Source organism: Mycolicibacterium diernhoferi (genome assembly GCF_019456655.1).
Classification (GTDB): Bacteria; Actinomycetota; Actinomycetes; order Mycobacteriales; family Mycobacteriaceae; genus Mycobacterium; species Mycobacterium diernhoferi.
Map to the genome: position 1 here is coordinate 5983993 of NZ_CP080332.1, position 14511 is coordinate 5998503.

At 66.2% G+C, this 14511-nt stretch carries 10 protein-coding genes, 2 tRNA genes and 1 pseudogene; 2 read left to right on the forward strand and 11 right to left on the reverse strand.

What is annotated here, in order from left to right:
* Window positions 1-122 precede the first annotated feature (122 nt).
* Window positions 123-536 (forward strand): PH domain-containing protein, encoded by a 414-nt coding sequence (locus tag K0O62_RS28520; protein ID WP_073858499.1) that lies wholly within the window; start codon window positions 123-125, stop codon window positions 534-536.
* A gap of 114 nt (window positions 537-650) precedes the next feature.
* Here K0O62_RS28520 and K0O62_RS28525 read toward each other — a convergent pair whose 3' ends face one another.
* Window positions 651-1187: a peptidylprolyl isomerase gene (locus tag K0O62_RS28525; protein ID WP_205870641.1), complete on the reverse strand. Its 537-nt coding sequence runs from the start codon at window positions 1185-1187 to the stop codon at window positions 651-653.
* 88 nt (window positions 1188-1275) lie between these two features.
* Here K0O62_RS28525 and cwsA point away from each other — a divergent pair, with 88 nt between their 5' ends.
* On the forward strand, window positions 1276-1605 hold the full coding sequence (gene cwsA, locus K0O62_RS28530; protein WP_073858497.1) for a cell wall synthesis protein CwsA: 330 nt from the start codon (window positions 1276-1278) through the stop codon (window positions 1603-1605).
* A 15-nt stretch (window positions 1606-1620) separates the two neighbouring features.
* On the opposite strand, the gene K0O62_RS28535 is transcribed toward cwsA, so the two are convergent.
* From K0O62_RS28535 to dnaN, 10 genes and pseudogenes are all read right to left on the reverse strand, one after another.
* A complete protein-coding gene (locus K0O62_RS28535) occupies window positions 1621-3423 on the reverse strand; it encodes a cellulase family glycosylhydrolase (RefSeq protein WP_073858496.1) in 1803 nt (600 codons plus the stop codon).
* 665 nt (window positions 3424-4088) lie between these two features.
* Window positions 4089-4161 (reverse strand) — tRNA-Ala (locus K0O62_RS28540).
* Window positions 4162-4297: 136 nt separating this feature from the next.
* A tRNA-Ile gene (locus K0O62_RS28545) sits at window positions 4298-4371 on the reverse strand.
* A 78-nt stretch (window positions 4372-4449) separates the two neighbouring features.
* Window positions 4450-5295, reverse strand: a complete 846-nt coding sequence (locus K0O62_RS28550) for a DUF3566 domain-containing protein (protein WP_073858495.1) — start codon at window positions 5293-5295, stop codon at window positions 4450-4452.
* A 20-nt stretch (window positions 5296-5315) separates the two neighbouring features.
* On the reverse strand, window positions 5316-7862 hold the full coding sequence (gene gyrA, locus K0O62_RS28555; protein WP_073858494.1) for a DNA gyrase subunit A: 2547 nt from the start codon (window positions 7860-7862) through the stop codon (window positions 5316-5318).
* 19 nt (window positions 7863-7881) lie between these two features.
* The gene (gyrB, locus tag K0O62_RS28560; RefSeq protein ID WP_073858493.1) at window positions 7882-9894 is read right to left on the reverse strand and encodes a DNA topoisomerase (ATP-hydrolyzing) subunit B; all 2013 of its coding nucleotides are present in this window, start codon (window positions 9892-9894) and stop codon (window positions 7882-7884) included.
* A gap of 220 nt (window positions 9895-10114) precedes the next feature.
* Window positions 10115-10681, reverse strand: a complete 567-nt coding sequence (locus tag K0O62_RS28565; protein ID WP_073858492.1) for a DUF721 family protein — start codon at window positions 10679-10681, stop codon at window positions 10115-10117.
* Window positions 10682-10707: 26 nt separating this feature from the next.
* The gene (recF, locus tag K0O62_RS28570; RefSeq protein WP_073858491.1) at window positions 10708-11868 is read right to left on the reverse strand and encodes a DNA replication/repair protein RecF; all 1161 of its coding nucleotides are present in this window, start codon (window positions 11866-11868) and stop codon (window positions 10708-10710) included.
* A 2-nt stretch (window positions 11869-11870) separates the two neighbouring features.
* Window positions 11871-12776: pseudogene (gene gnd / locus K0O62_RS28575) on the reverse strand (phosphogluconate dehydrogenase (NAD(+)-dependent, decarboxylating)); the annotation flags it as partial.
* 19 nt (window positions 12777-12795) lie between these two features.
* The gene (gene dnaN / locus K0O62_RS28580; protein ID WP_207551001.1) at window positions 12796-13989 is read right to left on the reverse strand and encodes a DNA polymerase III subunit beta; all 1194 of its coding nucleotides are present in this window, start codon (window positions 13987-13989) and stop codon (window positions 12796-12798) included.
* Between the last annotated feature and the right edge of the window lie 522 nt (window positions 13990-14511).

Genomic DNA, 14511 nt, shown 5'->3' on the forward strand with positions numbered 1-14511 from the left:
CATCGTGCGGTACCGATCCGGCAACCTGGTTGTAACCCAATCACACCGTTGTTATTCATCCCCATTGTGGATAGCGCTTGTGGATAACTCCGAAACCCCCGGTGAGACGGGGTACTGGGCCGATGCAGCAAACTAGTTGGTCGCCGAAGAGCAGCGCCATAATCTGGATCGGAATCGCCGGTCTGGTGATGGCCGTGGGGGCTGTGACCGTGGTCACAGACGTACCCGGACGTGTTCTCGGATTGGTTGCCGCGGTGGGATTGCTGGCGTTTGCAACAATGTCGTGGCGCGCACGTCCAAAGCTGGCAATCACCGACCGGGGCGTCGAAGTGCGCAGCTGGCTGCGCACCCGGGTCCTGACCCGCGCCGACATCACGCTCATCCGGATCACCGAATTCCGCCGGCTGGCCCGCACGGTGCGGCTGCTGGAGATCGACACCGTCGACGACCGGCTCTACGTCTTCACCCGCTGGGACCTGGGCACCGACCCGCTGCGCGTGCTGGACGCGCTCTCCGACGCCGGTTACGCCCGCTAGCGCCTGAGCCGAGCGTGCGTGTCTGTTCCCTGACACGCCGTCCTGGTCCAAACAAAACGCACGTTCACCGGGTAACCGGCGAACGTGCGCTTCAGGTGGTTCAGGTGGTTCGGGTCAGGAGATGGTGATGCTCTCGATCACGACAGGCTCGACGGGCCGGTCACTGCGATCGACGGCCGTGGTGGCGATGGCGTCGACGACCTTCTGCGACTCCGGGTCGACGACCTCACCGAAGATGGTGTGCCGACGGTTGAGGTGCGGCGTCGGGCCGACGGTGATGAAGAACTGCGAGCCGTTGGTGCCCGGCCCGGCGTTGGCCATGGCCAGCAGGTAGGGCTTGTCGAACTGCAGTTCCGGGTGGAACTCGTCGGCGAACTGGTAGCCCGGCCCACCACGACCGGTACCGGTCGGGTCGCCACCCTGGATCATGAAGCCCTCGATGACGCGGTGGAAGACCGCGCCGTCGTAGAACGGTCCGGTGGTGCCGCCCGAGGCGTTCTCGGTGGTGTAGTCCTTGGTGCCGGTGGCCAGGCCGGTGAAATTCGCAACGGTCTTGGGAGCATGGTTGCCGAACAGGGCGATCTTGATGTCGCCACGGTTGGTGTGCAGCGTCGCGGTCGCTGTCTGAATGGGGCTCGTCACGCAATTCAGTCTGCCACCCCATCCGACGGGCCCGTCTGCCGCCCCGTTTAGTGGCAGGCTGTGGGGAGATCCCGCACGCCCCGCAGAGAGGTGGCCCATGAGCACCGACACCGATGCCAGATTGACCCCGGCACAACGCGTCAGCCGTGGCCTGAAGTACTCCGTGGTGGGCCCGGTGGAAGTCACCAGGGGCACGCTCGCGCTGGGGCTGAACACCGCGGCGACGTCGGCGGCCTGGCTGGGCCGCCAGATCAGGGAAGCGCAACCACAATCGGAACCGGTGAGCCGTCGGCGGCCGCTGCGCTATGTGTTGATCGGCGCCGGGGTGCTCGCCGTCGGTGCGGTGGTGTTCTCCATTGTGCGGCGCTCGATGCGCCCCGAACCTTCCGCGCTGCCACCGAGTGTGGAGATCACCCCCAAACCCTGACGCTGACCGGTCCGGCTATTCGGAGCTGTCCGCGCCGCCGGCCTCGGATCGCTCGTTGGACTGCGCCGTGCCCGTGCTCGGCGTGCGGCCGGCAGGTTCCTTGTTCGCCGACGTTGCCTTGTCCGACGACGACGTTCGGTCGTCGGTCACGTCGTCACCGTCCTCAGCGCTCGACCCGAGTGCGGCCCTTCGATCGGCCGCGGTGCTGCGGGACGGCTCCTCGTCCTCATCGTCGGCCGCCAGACCGGTCTGTCGCGGGTCTGGGTCCCGCGGTTCGACGTCAGCCTCGTCGGCCACCTCCGCCCGCACGGGCTCGGGTGTTTCATCGCGCCCGGGAACAACGGGGGCAGCACCGTCGGCGTCGGCAGCGTCTGCCGGACGCACCGTCCGAACGACCCGCTGTTCGGCGGGGGCTAGGTCGCCGCCGAGGGCCAGGGCGGTGTTCTTCGCCGCGCGCCCCGCGACCGGTTCGTCGGTATCCCCACCGGGCGTCCGCGACGAGTTCGGGTGCACCACCTGCCGGACCGTGGTCACCGCCTTCTTGGTCGCGGTGGCGATGCCCTTGACCACCGACTCCACCGCCGCCGCACCGCTGCGAATCAGGTTGCAGGCGACCTGAACAACCGCCCGGATGACCGCCCCGGTGAACTTCGCGACGTCGACGGCAGCGGTGGCCAGACCGGTGATCACGGTCCGGGTGGCCGCGCCCAACCAGTGGACGGCCGCGGCGATCGCTTGGATGAGCGGATGACTCGGCCCGGCGGGCGTCGGATCGATGGGGTCGGTCGGATCGGTGGGGTCGACCGAGTTCAGGTAATCGACGATGACCTGGACGACCTGCTTTGCGGTCCCGTCGGAGTAGTACACGCCGAAGTTGTCCTGCAGGTTGGGACTACCCGAGTTGGTGTCCTGCAGCGTGTAGATGAACATCGGGCCGGTGCCGGCCATCTGGGACCACGTATTCAGGAAATCCCGGATGAACTCCGCCTGCTGCTGCGCGGTGTACTGCCCCGTGGTGGGCTGCCCGTACTCGGTGGCCCACACCTTGAGGTCGGCATCGCCGTTGGCGGCCATGATCTGCATGATCTGTTGCAGTTGCTCCAGTGGCGAGCCGGCGACACCCGCACCCGCAGAGAACTCCACCGAGTACTGATAGGGGTGGAAGGACAACGCGTCGAAGTAGCCCTTGGCGCCCGCGTCGTACATCCCCTGGACGAAATCGTCGGGATTCATGGTGATGTGGCCCAGGGTCGCGCCGGCGCCGACCACGCCGCCGACCACCGTGATGGTCGGATCGACCTGTTTCATCAGCGGGTACGCCGCCTGCAGCAATCTTGTGTACGCGGCCGGGTCCACCGGGTCGAGGGAATTGATCGCGTTGGGTTCATTCCATATCTCGTATGCGGATATCTTTCCCGCATACCGGGTGGCGACCTTTTCCGCGAAGCCACCGAACACAGCGGGATCGGGCATTCCCGCCATGATGGGAATGCCCGCCCAGCCCGGGGTCTGGTTGATCACGCCGAGAATTCCCATGCCCCGGCTGTTCGCGGCCTCGACGATGTAGTCGACGTAGTCCCAGTTGTACTCTCCCTGGCGCTCTTCGATGGTCACCCAGGGAATGAGGATGCGTACATTCTGCACACCGAGTGACTGCATCTTGTCGAGTTGCTGGGCGATCTCGGCCTGCGACATCCCGGTGTTGGTGAGATCCGAATCGGCGAAACCCAATGTGGTCGACGATTGGTCGATGGCCGCGGTCAGTACGACGCGGGAGGCTTCAAGGTGCGCAACGGATTCCGATCTCGTTCCCACCATGGTGCATAACAATGCGGAAACCACGGCAACGATGCTCACCCTGGACACAATGCGCGAGCGCCAACGATTGTGCTGTGCGTCCATGCCAGACCTCGCATTGTTCGGAGTTTGCCGAGATGGCCTACCGTGCACGACGCACAGTAATCCATCGCGCATTCATGGCAAAGTCTGACCGCACTGTTTCTCGTGGAATTTCACCCGCGTCGGCAATGGGTTCCGATTTCGAAAGAACAAGCTGTGCCGTCAATTTCGGTGGGGAGGGCAGCTTGGGGCGCACGGCCGGCCGAACAAGGCGCACCGTCGTCGAGCTTTCGGTGATGACGGTTTGGCGGGACGGGTGGTGGCGCGCTTCCGGGCTCCTGGATTCGGGACCGGCTGTTTCCGGCCTGCGACCGGCCGTCGCGCCAAACCGACCGGGGGACTACCCGACGGACGTGGCCCGCCGCCTCAGCGTGCCGCCCAGGGCGCTGCAGCGGCACCTGGGGCCGAGGACGAGGCCGCGTGCCGGCCACTGGCGCTCCTGGCTGGACACAGCCGCCAGGTGGACGCAGCCCCAGCCTGAACCAGAGGGGAGTCTTCCGCCCGCTCGGGCCGACGGACGCAGTGCTGCCGTCGACGGCAGCCACGCGAAAAAGGGAGACCGCTACGGGCCGTTGTGATGATTGTGGAGCCTAGGAGATTCGAACTCCTGACATCTGCCTTGCAAAGGCAGCGCTCTACCAACTGAGCTAAGGCCCCTCGGGGTTATGCGGGCCGATCTTCGGTGGTGTGCCAGACCTCCACACCGTGGCGGGATCGGTAGACGATCACCGCTACGGCTGCCATCCCTGTGACCACCGCCACCGACACCAACTTCATGGTGCATACCCTTCCGTGGGCCTAGGAGGACTCGAACCTCCGACCTCTTCGTTATCAGCGAAGCGCTCTAACCACCTGAGCTATAGGCCCGTTCAACCGCCTGATTCTCTCAGACCGGCCGAGCGACGAGATTACCGTAACCCCGCCCGATCACCCAAACCGCGAGGATCAGTCCCGGTCGGCGAGGGTCACTTCGACGCCGCCGACCAGATCGGTGGTGAGGTTGTAGATGAACGCACCGGCCGTCGCCATCGCCGTCAACAGCACGATGTTGAGCAATCCGATCAGCGTGGCGCCACCGAAAATCGTTCCGCTGGAGATGAGTTCGCCACCGGTACCACTGTCGCTGGTGAGCAGGTCACCCACGTTGCTGTTCAGCTTGGTCCAGACGCCCATGCCGCCGAGCACCAGGTACAGGAACGCGACCGCGATCATCCAGACGAAGAACATCACACCGGAGAGCACCAGCGAGACCTTCAGCGTGCTCCACGGATCTATGCGGCGGATCTGCATACTGGCCCGCACCGGACCGTGGGATTTCTTGGCCACCTGCACGCGGGACGCCGGCCGGGTCTCGGCCGGAGCCGGATTGCCGGACGGGCGCGGCGGGCGGGACGTGGGCGCGGACAGGTCGGGCAGCTCGCTGGCGTAGTTCTCCGGACGCTGGCCCTCGGTCCGCTCTGCCGTCCGGGTCGGCACGACCTCGGTATCGCGGTTGGCCGGACCAGCGTCACGGGTTCCGGCGCCCGGTCCGCCGGCGATGAACTGCCCGATCCGGGCGTCCGGGCCGGGGGAGCGGGCCGGCGGCCGCGCAGCGTCGGCGGGCCGGGGCCCGTTCGCCTGCTCGGGCGGGCGAGGACCGTTCGCATGCTCCGCGGGCCGGGGCCCGTTCGCCTGCTCCGCGGGCCGTGGGGCACCCGCGCGGGCGGCCGGACCGCGCTGCCACGGCGGCACATCGCTGGACTCGGCCGAGCGCCCCGACGGCGGGGCTCCGGGCTCGTTCGGTGAGGTCACCTAGCGGCTCCTTGTCTGGGTCACGTTGCGTCGGGCTCGGTGCCGTCGGGACCGGTGCTGTCCGCCTCGGCGCCCTCGGGATCAGTGCCGTCGGCGTCGTCGCCCTCTGCGTTGCGGGCGATGGCGATCAGTGTGTCGCCCTCGCCCAGGTTCATCAAGCGCACGCCCTTGGTCTGGCGACCGGCCTTGCGGACCTGCCGTGCGGCGGTGCGGATGACACCGCCACCGGAGGTGATCGCGTACAGCTCGGTCTCGTCATCGACGATGAGCGCCCCGACCAGACTGCCACGCTTGGGGTCGTACTGGATGGTCAGGATTCCCTTGCCGCCGCGGCCCTGCGCGGTGTACTCGTCGATGGCGGTGCGCTTGGCATAGCCACCGGCGGTAGCCACCAGCAGGTACTTGTCCGCCTCCACGACGTTGAGCGACAGCAGCCGGTCGTCCTCGTTGAACCGCATGCCCTGCACACCGGAGGTGGCCCGGCCCATCGGCCGCAGCGCCTCGTCGGTGGCCGAGAACCGGATCGACTGGCCGTTGGCACTGACCAACAGCAGATCGTCCTCGGCGGAGCAGAGCACCGCGCCGACCAGTTCGTCGCCTTCGCGCAGATTGACCGCGACGATGCCGCCGGAGCGGTTGGAGTCGAAGTCGGTCAGCTTGGACTTCTTGACCAGACCGTTGCGGGTCGCCAGCACCAGGTACGGGGCGTCCTCGTAGCTCTGGAGCTGGATCACCTGGGCGATCCGTTCCTCCGGCTGGAAGGCCAGCAGGTTGGCGACATGCTGGCCGCGCGCCGTACGGGAGGCCTCCGGCAGGTCGTAGGCCTTGGCCCGGTAGACGCGGCCCTGTGTGGTGAAGAACAGGATCCAGTCATGGGTCGAGCAGACGAAGAAGTGGTTGACGATGTCGTCCTGCTTGAGCCCGGCGCCCTGCACACCCTTACCGCCCCGCTTCTGGCTGCGGTACAGGTCGGTCTTGGTCCGCTTGGCGTACCCGGTCTCGGTGATCGTGACCACGACGTCCTCGCGGGCGATCAGATCCTCGTCGCTGACCTCGCCGTCGGCCGGCACGATCCGCGACTTGCGGTCATCGCCGTACTTGTCGGCGAGTTCCTTGAGCTCATCGCGGACGATGGCCCGCTGACGCTCCGGCTTGGCCAGGATGTCCTCGAGGTCGGCGATCTCGGCTTCGATCTTGGCCAGATCGTCGACGATGCGCTGGCGCTCGAGAGCGGCCAGGCGGCGCAGCTGCATGTCGAGGACGGCCTGGGCCTGGATCTCGTCGACCTCGAGCAGTTCGATGAGGCCCTGGCGCGCGACATCGGCGTTGGCCGAGGCGCGGATCAACGCGATCACCTCGTCGAGCGCATCGAGTGCCTTGACCAGACCGCGCAGGATGTGGGCCCGCTCATTGGCCTTGCGCAGCCGGTAACGGGTGCGCCGGATGATCACATCGAGCTGATGCTCGACGTAGTAGCGGATCATCTGGTCCAGCCGCAGGGTGCGCGGCACCCCGTCGACGATGGACAGCATGTTCGCCCCGAAGCTGGTCTGCAGCTGGGTGTGCTTGTAGAGGTTGTTCAGCACCACCTTGGCGACGGCATCGCGCTTGAGCTCCACCACGATTCGCAAGCCCACACGGTCACTGGACTGATCCTCGATGTTGGAGATACCGGTCAGCTTGCCGTCGCGGACCTGCTCGGCGATCGAGGTGATGAAGTTGTCGTGGTTGACCTGATACGGCAACTCGGTGATGACGATCGAGGTGCGTCCGCGCGAATCCTCTTCGATCTCAACGACACCGCGCATCCGGATGGAACCGCGGCCGGTGGTGTAGGCGTCGTGGATGCCCTGGGATCCGACGATCAGGCCTGAGGTCGGGAAGTCCGGACCCTTGACCCGTTCGCAGACGGCGGCCAGCGTGGTTTCCTCGTCCGCCTCGTGGTTCTCCAGGCACCAGTACACGGCCTCGGCGAGTTCGCGCAGGTTGTGCGGCGGGATGTTGGTGGCCATACCGACGGCGATACCGCCGGACCCGTTGGCCAGCAGGTTCGGGAACCGGCTGGGCAGCACGGTCGGTTCCTGCACGCGGCCGTCGTAGTTCGGGATGAAATCGACTGTCTCCTCGTCGATTTCACGCAGCATCTCCATGGCCAGCGGAGTCAGCCGCGCCTCGGTGTAACGCATGGCGGCCGGCGGATCGTTACCCGGGGAACCGAAGTTACCCTGGCCGTCGACCAGCGGGTAGCGCAGTGACCATGGCTGGGCCATCCGGACCAGGGTGTCGTAGATCGACGAGTCGCCGTGCGGGTGGTAGTTACCCATCGTCTCGGCCACCGAGCGCGCGGATTTGGCGTGTCCGCGGTCGGGCCGGAAGCCGGAGTCGTACATCGCGTAGAGCACCCGGCGGTGCACCGGCTTGAGACCGTCGCGGACCTCGGGAAGGGCGCGGCCGACGATCACGCTCATCGCGTAATCGATGTAGCTGCGCTGCATCTCCTGCTGGATGTCGACAGGTTCGATGCGGTCGCCGGCTTCGTCGCCCGGCGGCAGGGTGGTGTCAGTCATCTGATCTCAGTCCTATGAATTAGACGTCAAGGAAGCGAACGTCTTTGGCATTACGGGTGATGAAGCTGCGGCGTGCCTCGACGTCCTCGCCCATCAGGATCGAGAACAGTTCGTCGGCCGCGGCGGCGTCGTCGAGTGTCACCTGCCGCAACACCCGGACCGAGGGATCCATGGTGGTCTCCCACAGTTCCTTGGCGTCCATCTCGCCGAGACCCTTGTAGCGCTGGATGCCGTCCTCCGGGTTGATCCGTCGTCCTGCGGCACGGCCGGCCTCGAGCAGACCGTCGCGCTCCCGGTCGGAATATGCGAATTCCGGTTCGGAGCGTTGCCATTTCAGCTTGTACAGCGGGGGTTGCGCCAGGAAGATGTGGCCGTGCTCGACCAGCGGCTTCATGAAGCGGAACAGCAGGGTGAGCAGCAGCGTCGAGATGTGCTGGCCGTCCACGTCGGCGTCGGCCATCAGCACGATCTTGTGGTAGCGCAGCTTGGCCAGGTCGAACTCGTCATGGATGCCGGTGCCCAGCGCGGTGATGATGGCCTGGACTTCGGTGTTCTTGAGCACCCGGTCGATGCGGGCCTTCTCGACATTGATGATCTTGCCGCGCAGCGGCAGGATCGCCTGGAACATCGAGTCACGGCCGCTCTTGGCCGAGCCGCCGGCCGAATCACCCTCCACCACATACAGTTCGGACTTGCTCGGATCGGTGGAACGGCAGTCGGCGAGCTTGCCGGGCAGGCCGCCGATATCCGTTGCGCTCTTGCGGCGCACCAGCTCCCGCGCCTTGCGCGCGGCGATACGTGCCTGCGCCGACGAAACCGCCTTGTTCACAACGGTCTTTGCTTCGGCCGGGTTGGCATCGAACCAGTGCTGCAACTCCTCGTTGCAGATCTTCTGGACGAAGGACTTTACCTCGGTGTTGCCGAGCTTGGTCTTGGTCTGGCCCTCGAACTGCGGCTGCTGGACCTTCACCGAGATCACCGCGGCGAGGCCCTCGCGGATGTCGTCACCGGTGAGGTTCGGATCCTTGTCCTTGAGTAGCTTCTTGTCCTTGGCGTACTTGTTGACCACGGTGGTCAGCGCAGCGCGGAAGCCCTCTTCGTGGGTGCCACCCTCATGGGTGTTGATGGTGTTGGCGAAGGTGTGCACGGACTCGGAGTAGCCCGCGTTCCACTGCATCGCGATCTCGACCTCGTGGCCGGGTCCCTTGCCCTCGAAATCGATGACGCTGGGCTGGATCGCGGTCTTGGTGCGGTTGATGTGCTTGACGAAGTCGACCAGACCGCCGGGGTAGTGGAACACCCGGTGCTTGACCTTCTGCGGCGCGGCGGCCTCGGCCGCCTTCTCATCCGCCGACTTCGGGGCCTCGGCGTGGTCGCTGACCACCTCGTCCACCACGGATGCGGGGGCGACCCGCTCATCGGTCAACTCGATGGTCAGGCCCTTGTTTAGGAAGGCCATCTCCTGCAGACGCCGAGCGATCGTCTCGAAGTCGTAGGTCGTGGTCTCGAAGATGTCCGGATCCGCCCAGAACCGGATGGTGGATCCGGTCTTCTTGGTCTTCTCGCCCTGACGCAAGGTGCCGGGCACCGATTTGTCGTAGGTCTGGAACCACTCATAACCGTCGCGGCAGACATCTGCCTCCAGCCGGGTGGACAGCGCGTTGACCACCGAGACGCCGACGCCGTGCAGACCACCGGACACCTGGTAGGCGCCCTCCTCGAACTTGCCGCCGGCGTGCAGCACGGTCATGACGACGTCGATGGTGGGGACGCCGGTGGAGTGCATCGCGACCGGGATGCCTCGGCCGTCGTCGGAGACCTGGACGCCACCGTCCTCGAGGATCCGCACGTCGACCTTGCTGGCGTAACCGGCCATCGCCTCGTCGACCGCGTTGTCCACAACCTCCCAGATCAGGTGGTGCAGACCTCGCTCACCAGTGGATCCGATATACATACCGGGACGCTTGCGGACGGCTTCGAGTCCTTCGAGGACCTTGATCGATTCGGCACCGTACTGATCTTGGGCAGCCACGTTGGACGCGTCTCCTTGGGGTTCGCGGGTAGCGGTTCACAAGACCGCCTGCAAAGCTCCCTCCAGTCTACCGTTAGACACCGTCAGGACTTACCCTGTGGCGGCGTTTCCCGCTATCTAACTGCGCCGTGCGCGGAATTTCCGACCCCCCCGAGCGTCGGGACGGCCCAACAACCGCTTTCACCGCGTCTAAGCGATCTCAGCGCAGCGCCCCAGTGACCTACCCGTAGGTGTCGCGGGGTCCGCGTCCGGAAACGTGACGATTACCCTTGCGCCACGACGGTGCGGTCGGTCCCTGGATCTTCAGCGAGGTCACGACGCCGTCGCCGACGGCCGCGGCGATCTTGGCCAGCAGCTGGGCCTGCACCATCCGCAACTGCGTCGCCCAGGCCGTGGACTCCGCGGATACGGTCAGCACCCCGTCCCGCAGACTGGTCGGCACGGCATGATCGGCGATCTGGTCCCCGACGACGGTCGTCCACTGACCCAGGACCGAACCCTCGGCCACCTGCTTGGACCAGCCCCGCGACTGCGCCAGATCTCGAGCCGCCGCACTGAACGGCTGTGGATCGCGGACGTCCGGGCCGGGCCCGGACCACCGGCGCCGCCGGCCGACGGTGGGGGAGCGCTGCGTGGAGGTCACCCGGCCGCGGCCCACATCCTTGCCCTGGCTGCGCGCCGCGCCGCGGGCCTCCTCGAGCGCCCGGCGCACCATGTCCATACCGGGCAGATTCGCCAGATGCTCCGGTGGGTCCCCGGTTTCACCCGTGTCCGCAGACTCGCGCATGCCCGACGGTTCGCTCGCAGACTCGCTCACGACACCACCTCCGAGATTCGTCCACCATCATCATCGCGCATGGTGACCTCGATCCGGCGCACATCCCAGTCCACGGGCAGATCCTCGGGAACGGCCGCGGTCACCAGCACCTGCTCGGCCGACGACGCCACCTGGGCCAGGGCCCGTCGCCGGGCGTTGTCCAGTTCGGCGAACACATCGTCGAGCAGCAGTACCGGATCGGATCCGTCGGTACGCAGCAGTTCGTAGGCCGCCAACCTCAAACCGAGTGCCATCGACCAGGATTCGCCGTGGCTGGCGTAGCCCTTGGCCGGTTGTTCACCGAGGCGGAGTTCGAGATCGTCGCGATGCGGCCCGACCAGACACACGCCGCGCTCGAGTTCGGCCGACCTCTTGTTCCGCAACTCCTCGAGCAACGCGGCTTCGTAGACACCCCGGTCGACGGTGCCCGCAGCCGCCTCGGCCTCGACGGCCGGCGCGGCACTGCGGTACCGGATCGCCGCCGGCCGAGACCCCGGGGCGAGCAGTTGATAGGCCTTCTCAACCTCGGGGGCGAGCTGGTTCACCAGATCCACCCGCGCCGAAAGCAGTTCTGCGCCATGGGCTGCCAGATGCCCGTCCCACGACTCGAGGGTGTCCAGCATCGCGGTGTCACCGCGGTACCGTGCCGGGCCTGCGGACTTCAGCAAGGCGGTGCGCTGGCGAACCACCTTGTCGTAGTCGGCCCGCACTCCCGCGATCCGGGGTCGCCGGGTGGTGGCGACCTCGTCCAGATAACGGCGCCGCTCGGACGGATCTCCGCGCACCAGCGCGAGGTCCTCGGGCGCGAACAGCACCGCCCGCAGGACACCCAATATCTCGCGCGGGCTGCGTACCGGCGAGCGATTCAGCCGGGCCTTGTTGGCCCGTCCGGTGGTGATCTCGAGATCGATCGCGAGTTCACGGCCCTCGTTGACCACCACCGTCGAGACGACGGCACGCGGCGCCCCGGCCCGGATCAGTGGCGCATCCGAGGCGACCCGATGTGAACTCAACGTCGCCGAATACCACAATGCCTCGACGAGATTGGTCTTGCCGAAGCCGTTCGGCGCGACGAAGACGGTATGCCCTGGCTCGAGCTCTATATCGGCCCGCGACCATGACCGGAAGTCGGTCAATCCCAGATGACGTACGTACAAAACTAACCGGACTCCGAGATTCGTTGTACGGCGTGCCCGCCGAACTGGTTACGGAGCGCGGCAACGGCCTTCATCGTCGGTGAATCTTCCTGGCGGGAAAGGAATCTCGCGAAGAGCGAGGCTGCGATCCCGGGGACCGGAACCCGCAGCCGGATGGCTTCTTCGACCGTCCACCGGCCCTCACCGGAATCCTCGGTGTACCCGGTGAGATTCTCCAGGCCCGGATCTTCCTTGAGCGCCTTCGCCAACAGTTGTTGCAGCCAGGACCGCACCACCGTGCCGTTGGTCCAGGCCTGATAGACCGCCTGCGGGTCGCGCACCAGATCCTCGGCGGCCAGCATCTCGTAGCCCTCGGCATATGCGGTCATCAACGCGTACTCGACGCCGTTGTGCACCATCTTGGTGAAGTGTCCGGCGCCCACCGGTCCCGCGTGGACGAAACCATCGGCCTTCTCACCGGCCGGCCGCAGCGTGTCGAAGATCGGCATGGCTCGAGCGACATCCTCGTCACCACCGCCGATCATCAGTCCGTAGCCTTCGGTGAGACCCCAGACACCGCCGGAGACCCCCGCATCGATGAAGGAGATCCCCTTGTCTCCCAACATCTTTGCGTGCGGCGCGTCCTCTGTGTAGCGCGAGTTGCCGCCGTCGATCACCAGGTCACCGGGGTCGAGCACCTCGGCCAGGTCCGCGATGGTCGATCGGGTGACGGCGCCGGAGGGGACCATCACCCAGACCGTGCGGGGTGACGGTAGTGCCTCGGCCAACGCCGCCAGCGAGGGCACGTCGGTGACTTCGGGACGCGGGTCGTATCCGACGACCTGGTGGCCTCCCGCACGCAGCCGTTCGCGCATGTTGAAGCCCATTTTGCCCAGCCCGATCAAACCGAGTTGCATATGTGCGCATTCCTCCGCGTGGGTGAGCCGGTCAGCCCGGGAGGCGCACCGGCATCAACAGATAGACGTAATCGGTCTGCTCGGCGGGGAAGGGCCCCGTCGCGCCGGCCTCGACACCATTCTCGCCCGCGGGCCGCAGCACCGCCGGTCGGCTCGGGGTGGTGAAACCGAAAGTCACCCGCTCCGAACGCAACGACCCCAGGCCGTCGGTCAGGTAGGTCGGGTTGAAGGCAATGGTCAGGGGCTCACCGGCGAAATCGACCTGCAGGTCTTCCTCGGCGCGGCCGACGTCATCGGCGCCTGCCGACAGCCGGACGCCGTCCTCGCTGAACTCGAGCCGGACCTGTGCACCGCGATCGGCCACCAGGGCCACACGCTTGATCGCCTCGGTCAGTTCGGCGACCCCGACGGTGGCGACCGCGGTGTGCTCGGTGGGCAGCAGCTGGCGGAACTTCGGGAACTCGGCGTCGAGCAGCCGGGTCGTGGTGCGCTTGCCGTTGCTGCGGATGCCCAGCAGGCCCTCCTTGCCGACGGCGGCGCCGGCGCCGAGCGCCAGGTGCACCTCGGTGCCGTCGGTGCCGGTCTTGGCGGCCTCCGACAGGGTCTTAGCCGGGACCAGCACGGCGGCCTCGATACCGGCCGAGCCGGTGGACCAGGTGAGTTCGCGGACCGCGAGCCGGAATCGGTCGGTGGCTGCCAAAACGACCTTGTCGCCGGAAATTTCGACCCGGATACCGGTCAGCATGGGCAGCGTGTCGTCGCGACCTGCGGCAACCGCCACCTGACCGATCGCCTCGCCGAACAGATCGGCCGAAACCACACCGGTCTCGTCCGGCAGCGCCGGCAGCGACGGATAATCCTCGACGGCCATCGTCGGCAGCGAGAAGCGGGCGCTACCGCAGCTCAGCGAGACCCGGGTGCCCTCGACACTGACGTCGACGGGCTTGGCCGGCAGCGAGCGGGTGATATCCGAGAGCAGCCTGCCGGAAACCAAAACGCTTCCCGGAGAAGCGATTTCAGCTGCGACACGAACTTCTGCCGATGTCTCGTAGTCGTACCCGGAGATTGTCAGACCATCGTCGGAACCGGTCAGCAGCACGCCGGCGAGCACCGGAACGGTCGGCCGTGACGGCAAGCTGCGCGCCACCCATGCCACCGCATCGGCAAAATCCTCGCGTACCAGACGGAACTTCAAATCGGTGAGACCAACATTCGTCGTCACCACGTCCATAGCGTCCCTTCGATCTACCGCGTCAACCAGCACCTAGCTGCGGATTCCCCATGTCACTCCGAGCGTAGTCGCGAACTGGTCGACGATCGCACCGGCGTATCGAATCACAACCGTAGAGCGTTCGGCGCGAACTTGAAAGCTATTCGCTCGGTCTGCGCAGGGCGCGGAAATCACCGAGGAGCGGTGAGCCGACTGCCCTGTCCCCAACAGCCTGCTTTTAGAAGATGATCCTTCTAGAGATAAAAGCAACAGTAATAGGTCCTGTGGAAGCTGTGGATGAATGCCCCTCCGTGCAGGTGGCACGCGTGCCGGGGGTGTGCGCAGACTGTGGAGGAATTCCGGACGGCCGGGGCGCGGCTGTGAATAGAACCCGTGTTGTGCAGTGGACGCCGGGTTGACGACAGGTTTCTCCCAAGTTGTGCACAGCGCTATCCACACCGTTTTTGTGTGGCGAATGGTGCCGACGTGACGGAAGTTTTTCCGAGATTTGTGGTGAGAACTACAGTCCGGGCGGGC

Excerpts from the sequence above, each read along its gene's own strand:
- K0O62_RS28520 (WP_073858499.1), top strand. The coding sequence starts at position 123 with ATGCAGCAAACTAGTTGGTCGCCGAAGAGCAGCGCCATAATCTGGATC.
- cwsA (WP_073858497.1), top strand. The coding sequence starts at position 1,276 with ATGAGCACCGACACCGATGCCAGATTGACCCCGGCACAACGCGTCAGC.
- K0O62_RS28535 (WP_073858496.1), bottom strand. The coding sequence starts at position 3,423 with ATGGTGGGAACGAGATCGGAATCCGTTGCGCACCTTGAAGCCTCCCGC.
- gyrA (WP_073858494.1), bottom strand. The coding sequence starts at position 7,862 with ATGACTGACACCACCCTGCCGCCGGGCGACGAAGCCGGCGACCGCATC.
- K0O62_RS28565 (WP_073858492.1), bottom strand. The coding sequence starts at position 10,681 with ATGCGCGAGTCTGCGGACACGGGTGAAACCGGGGACCCACCGGAGCAT.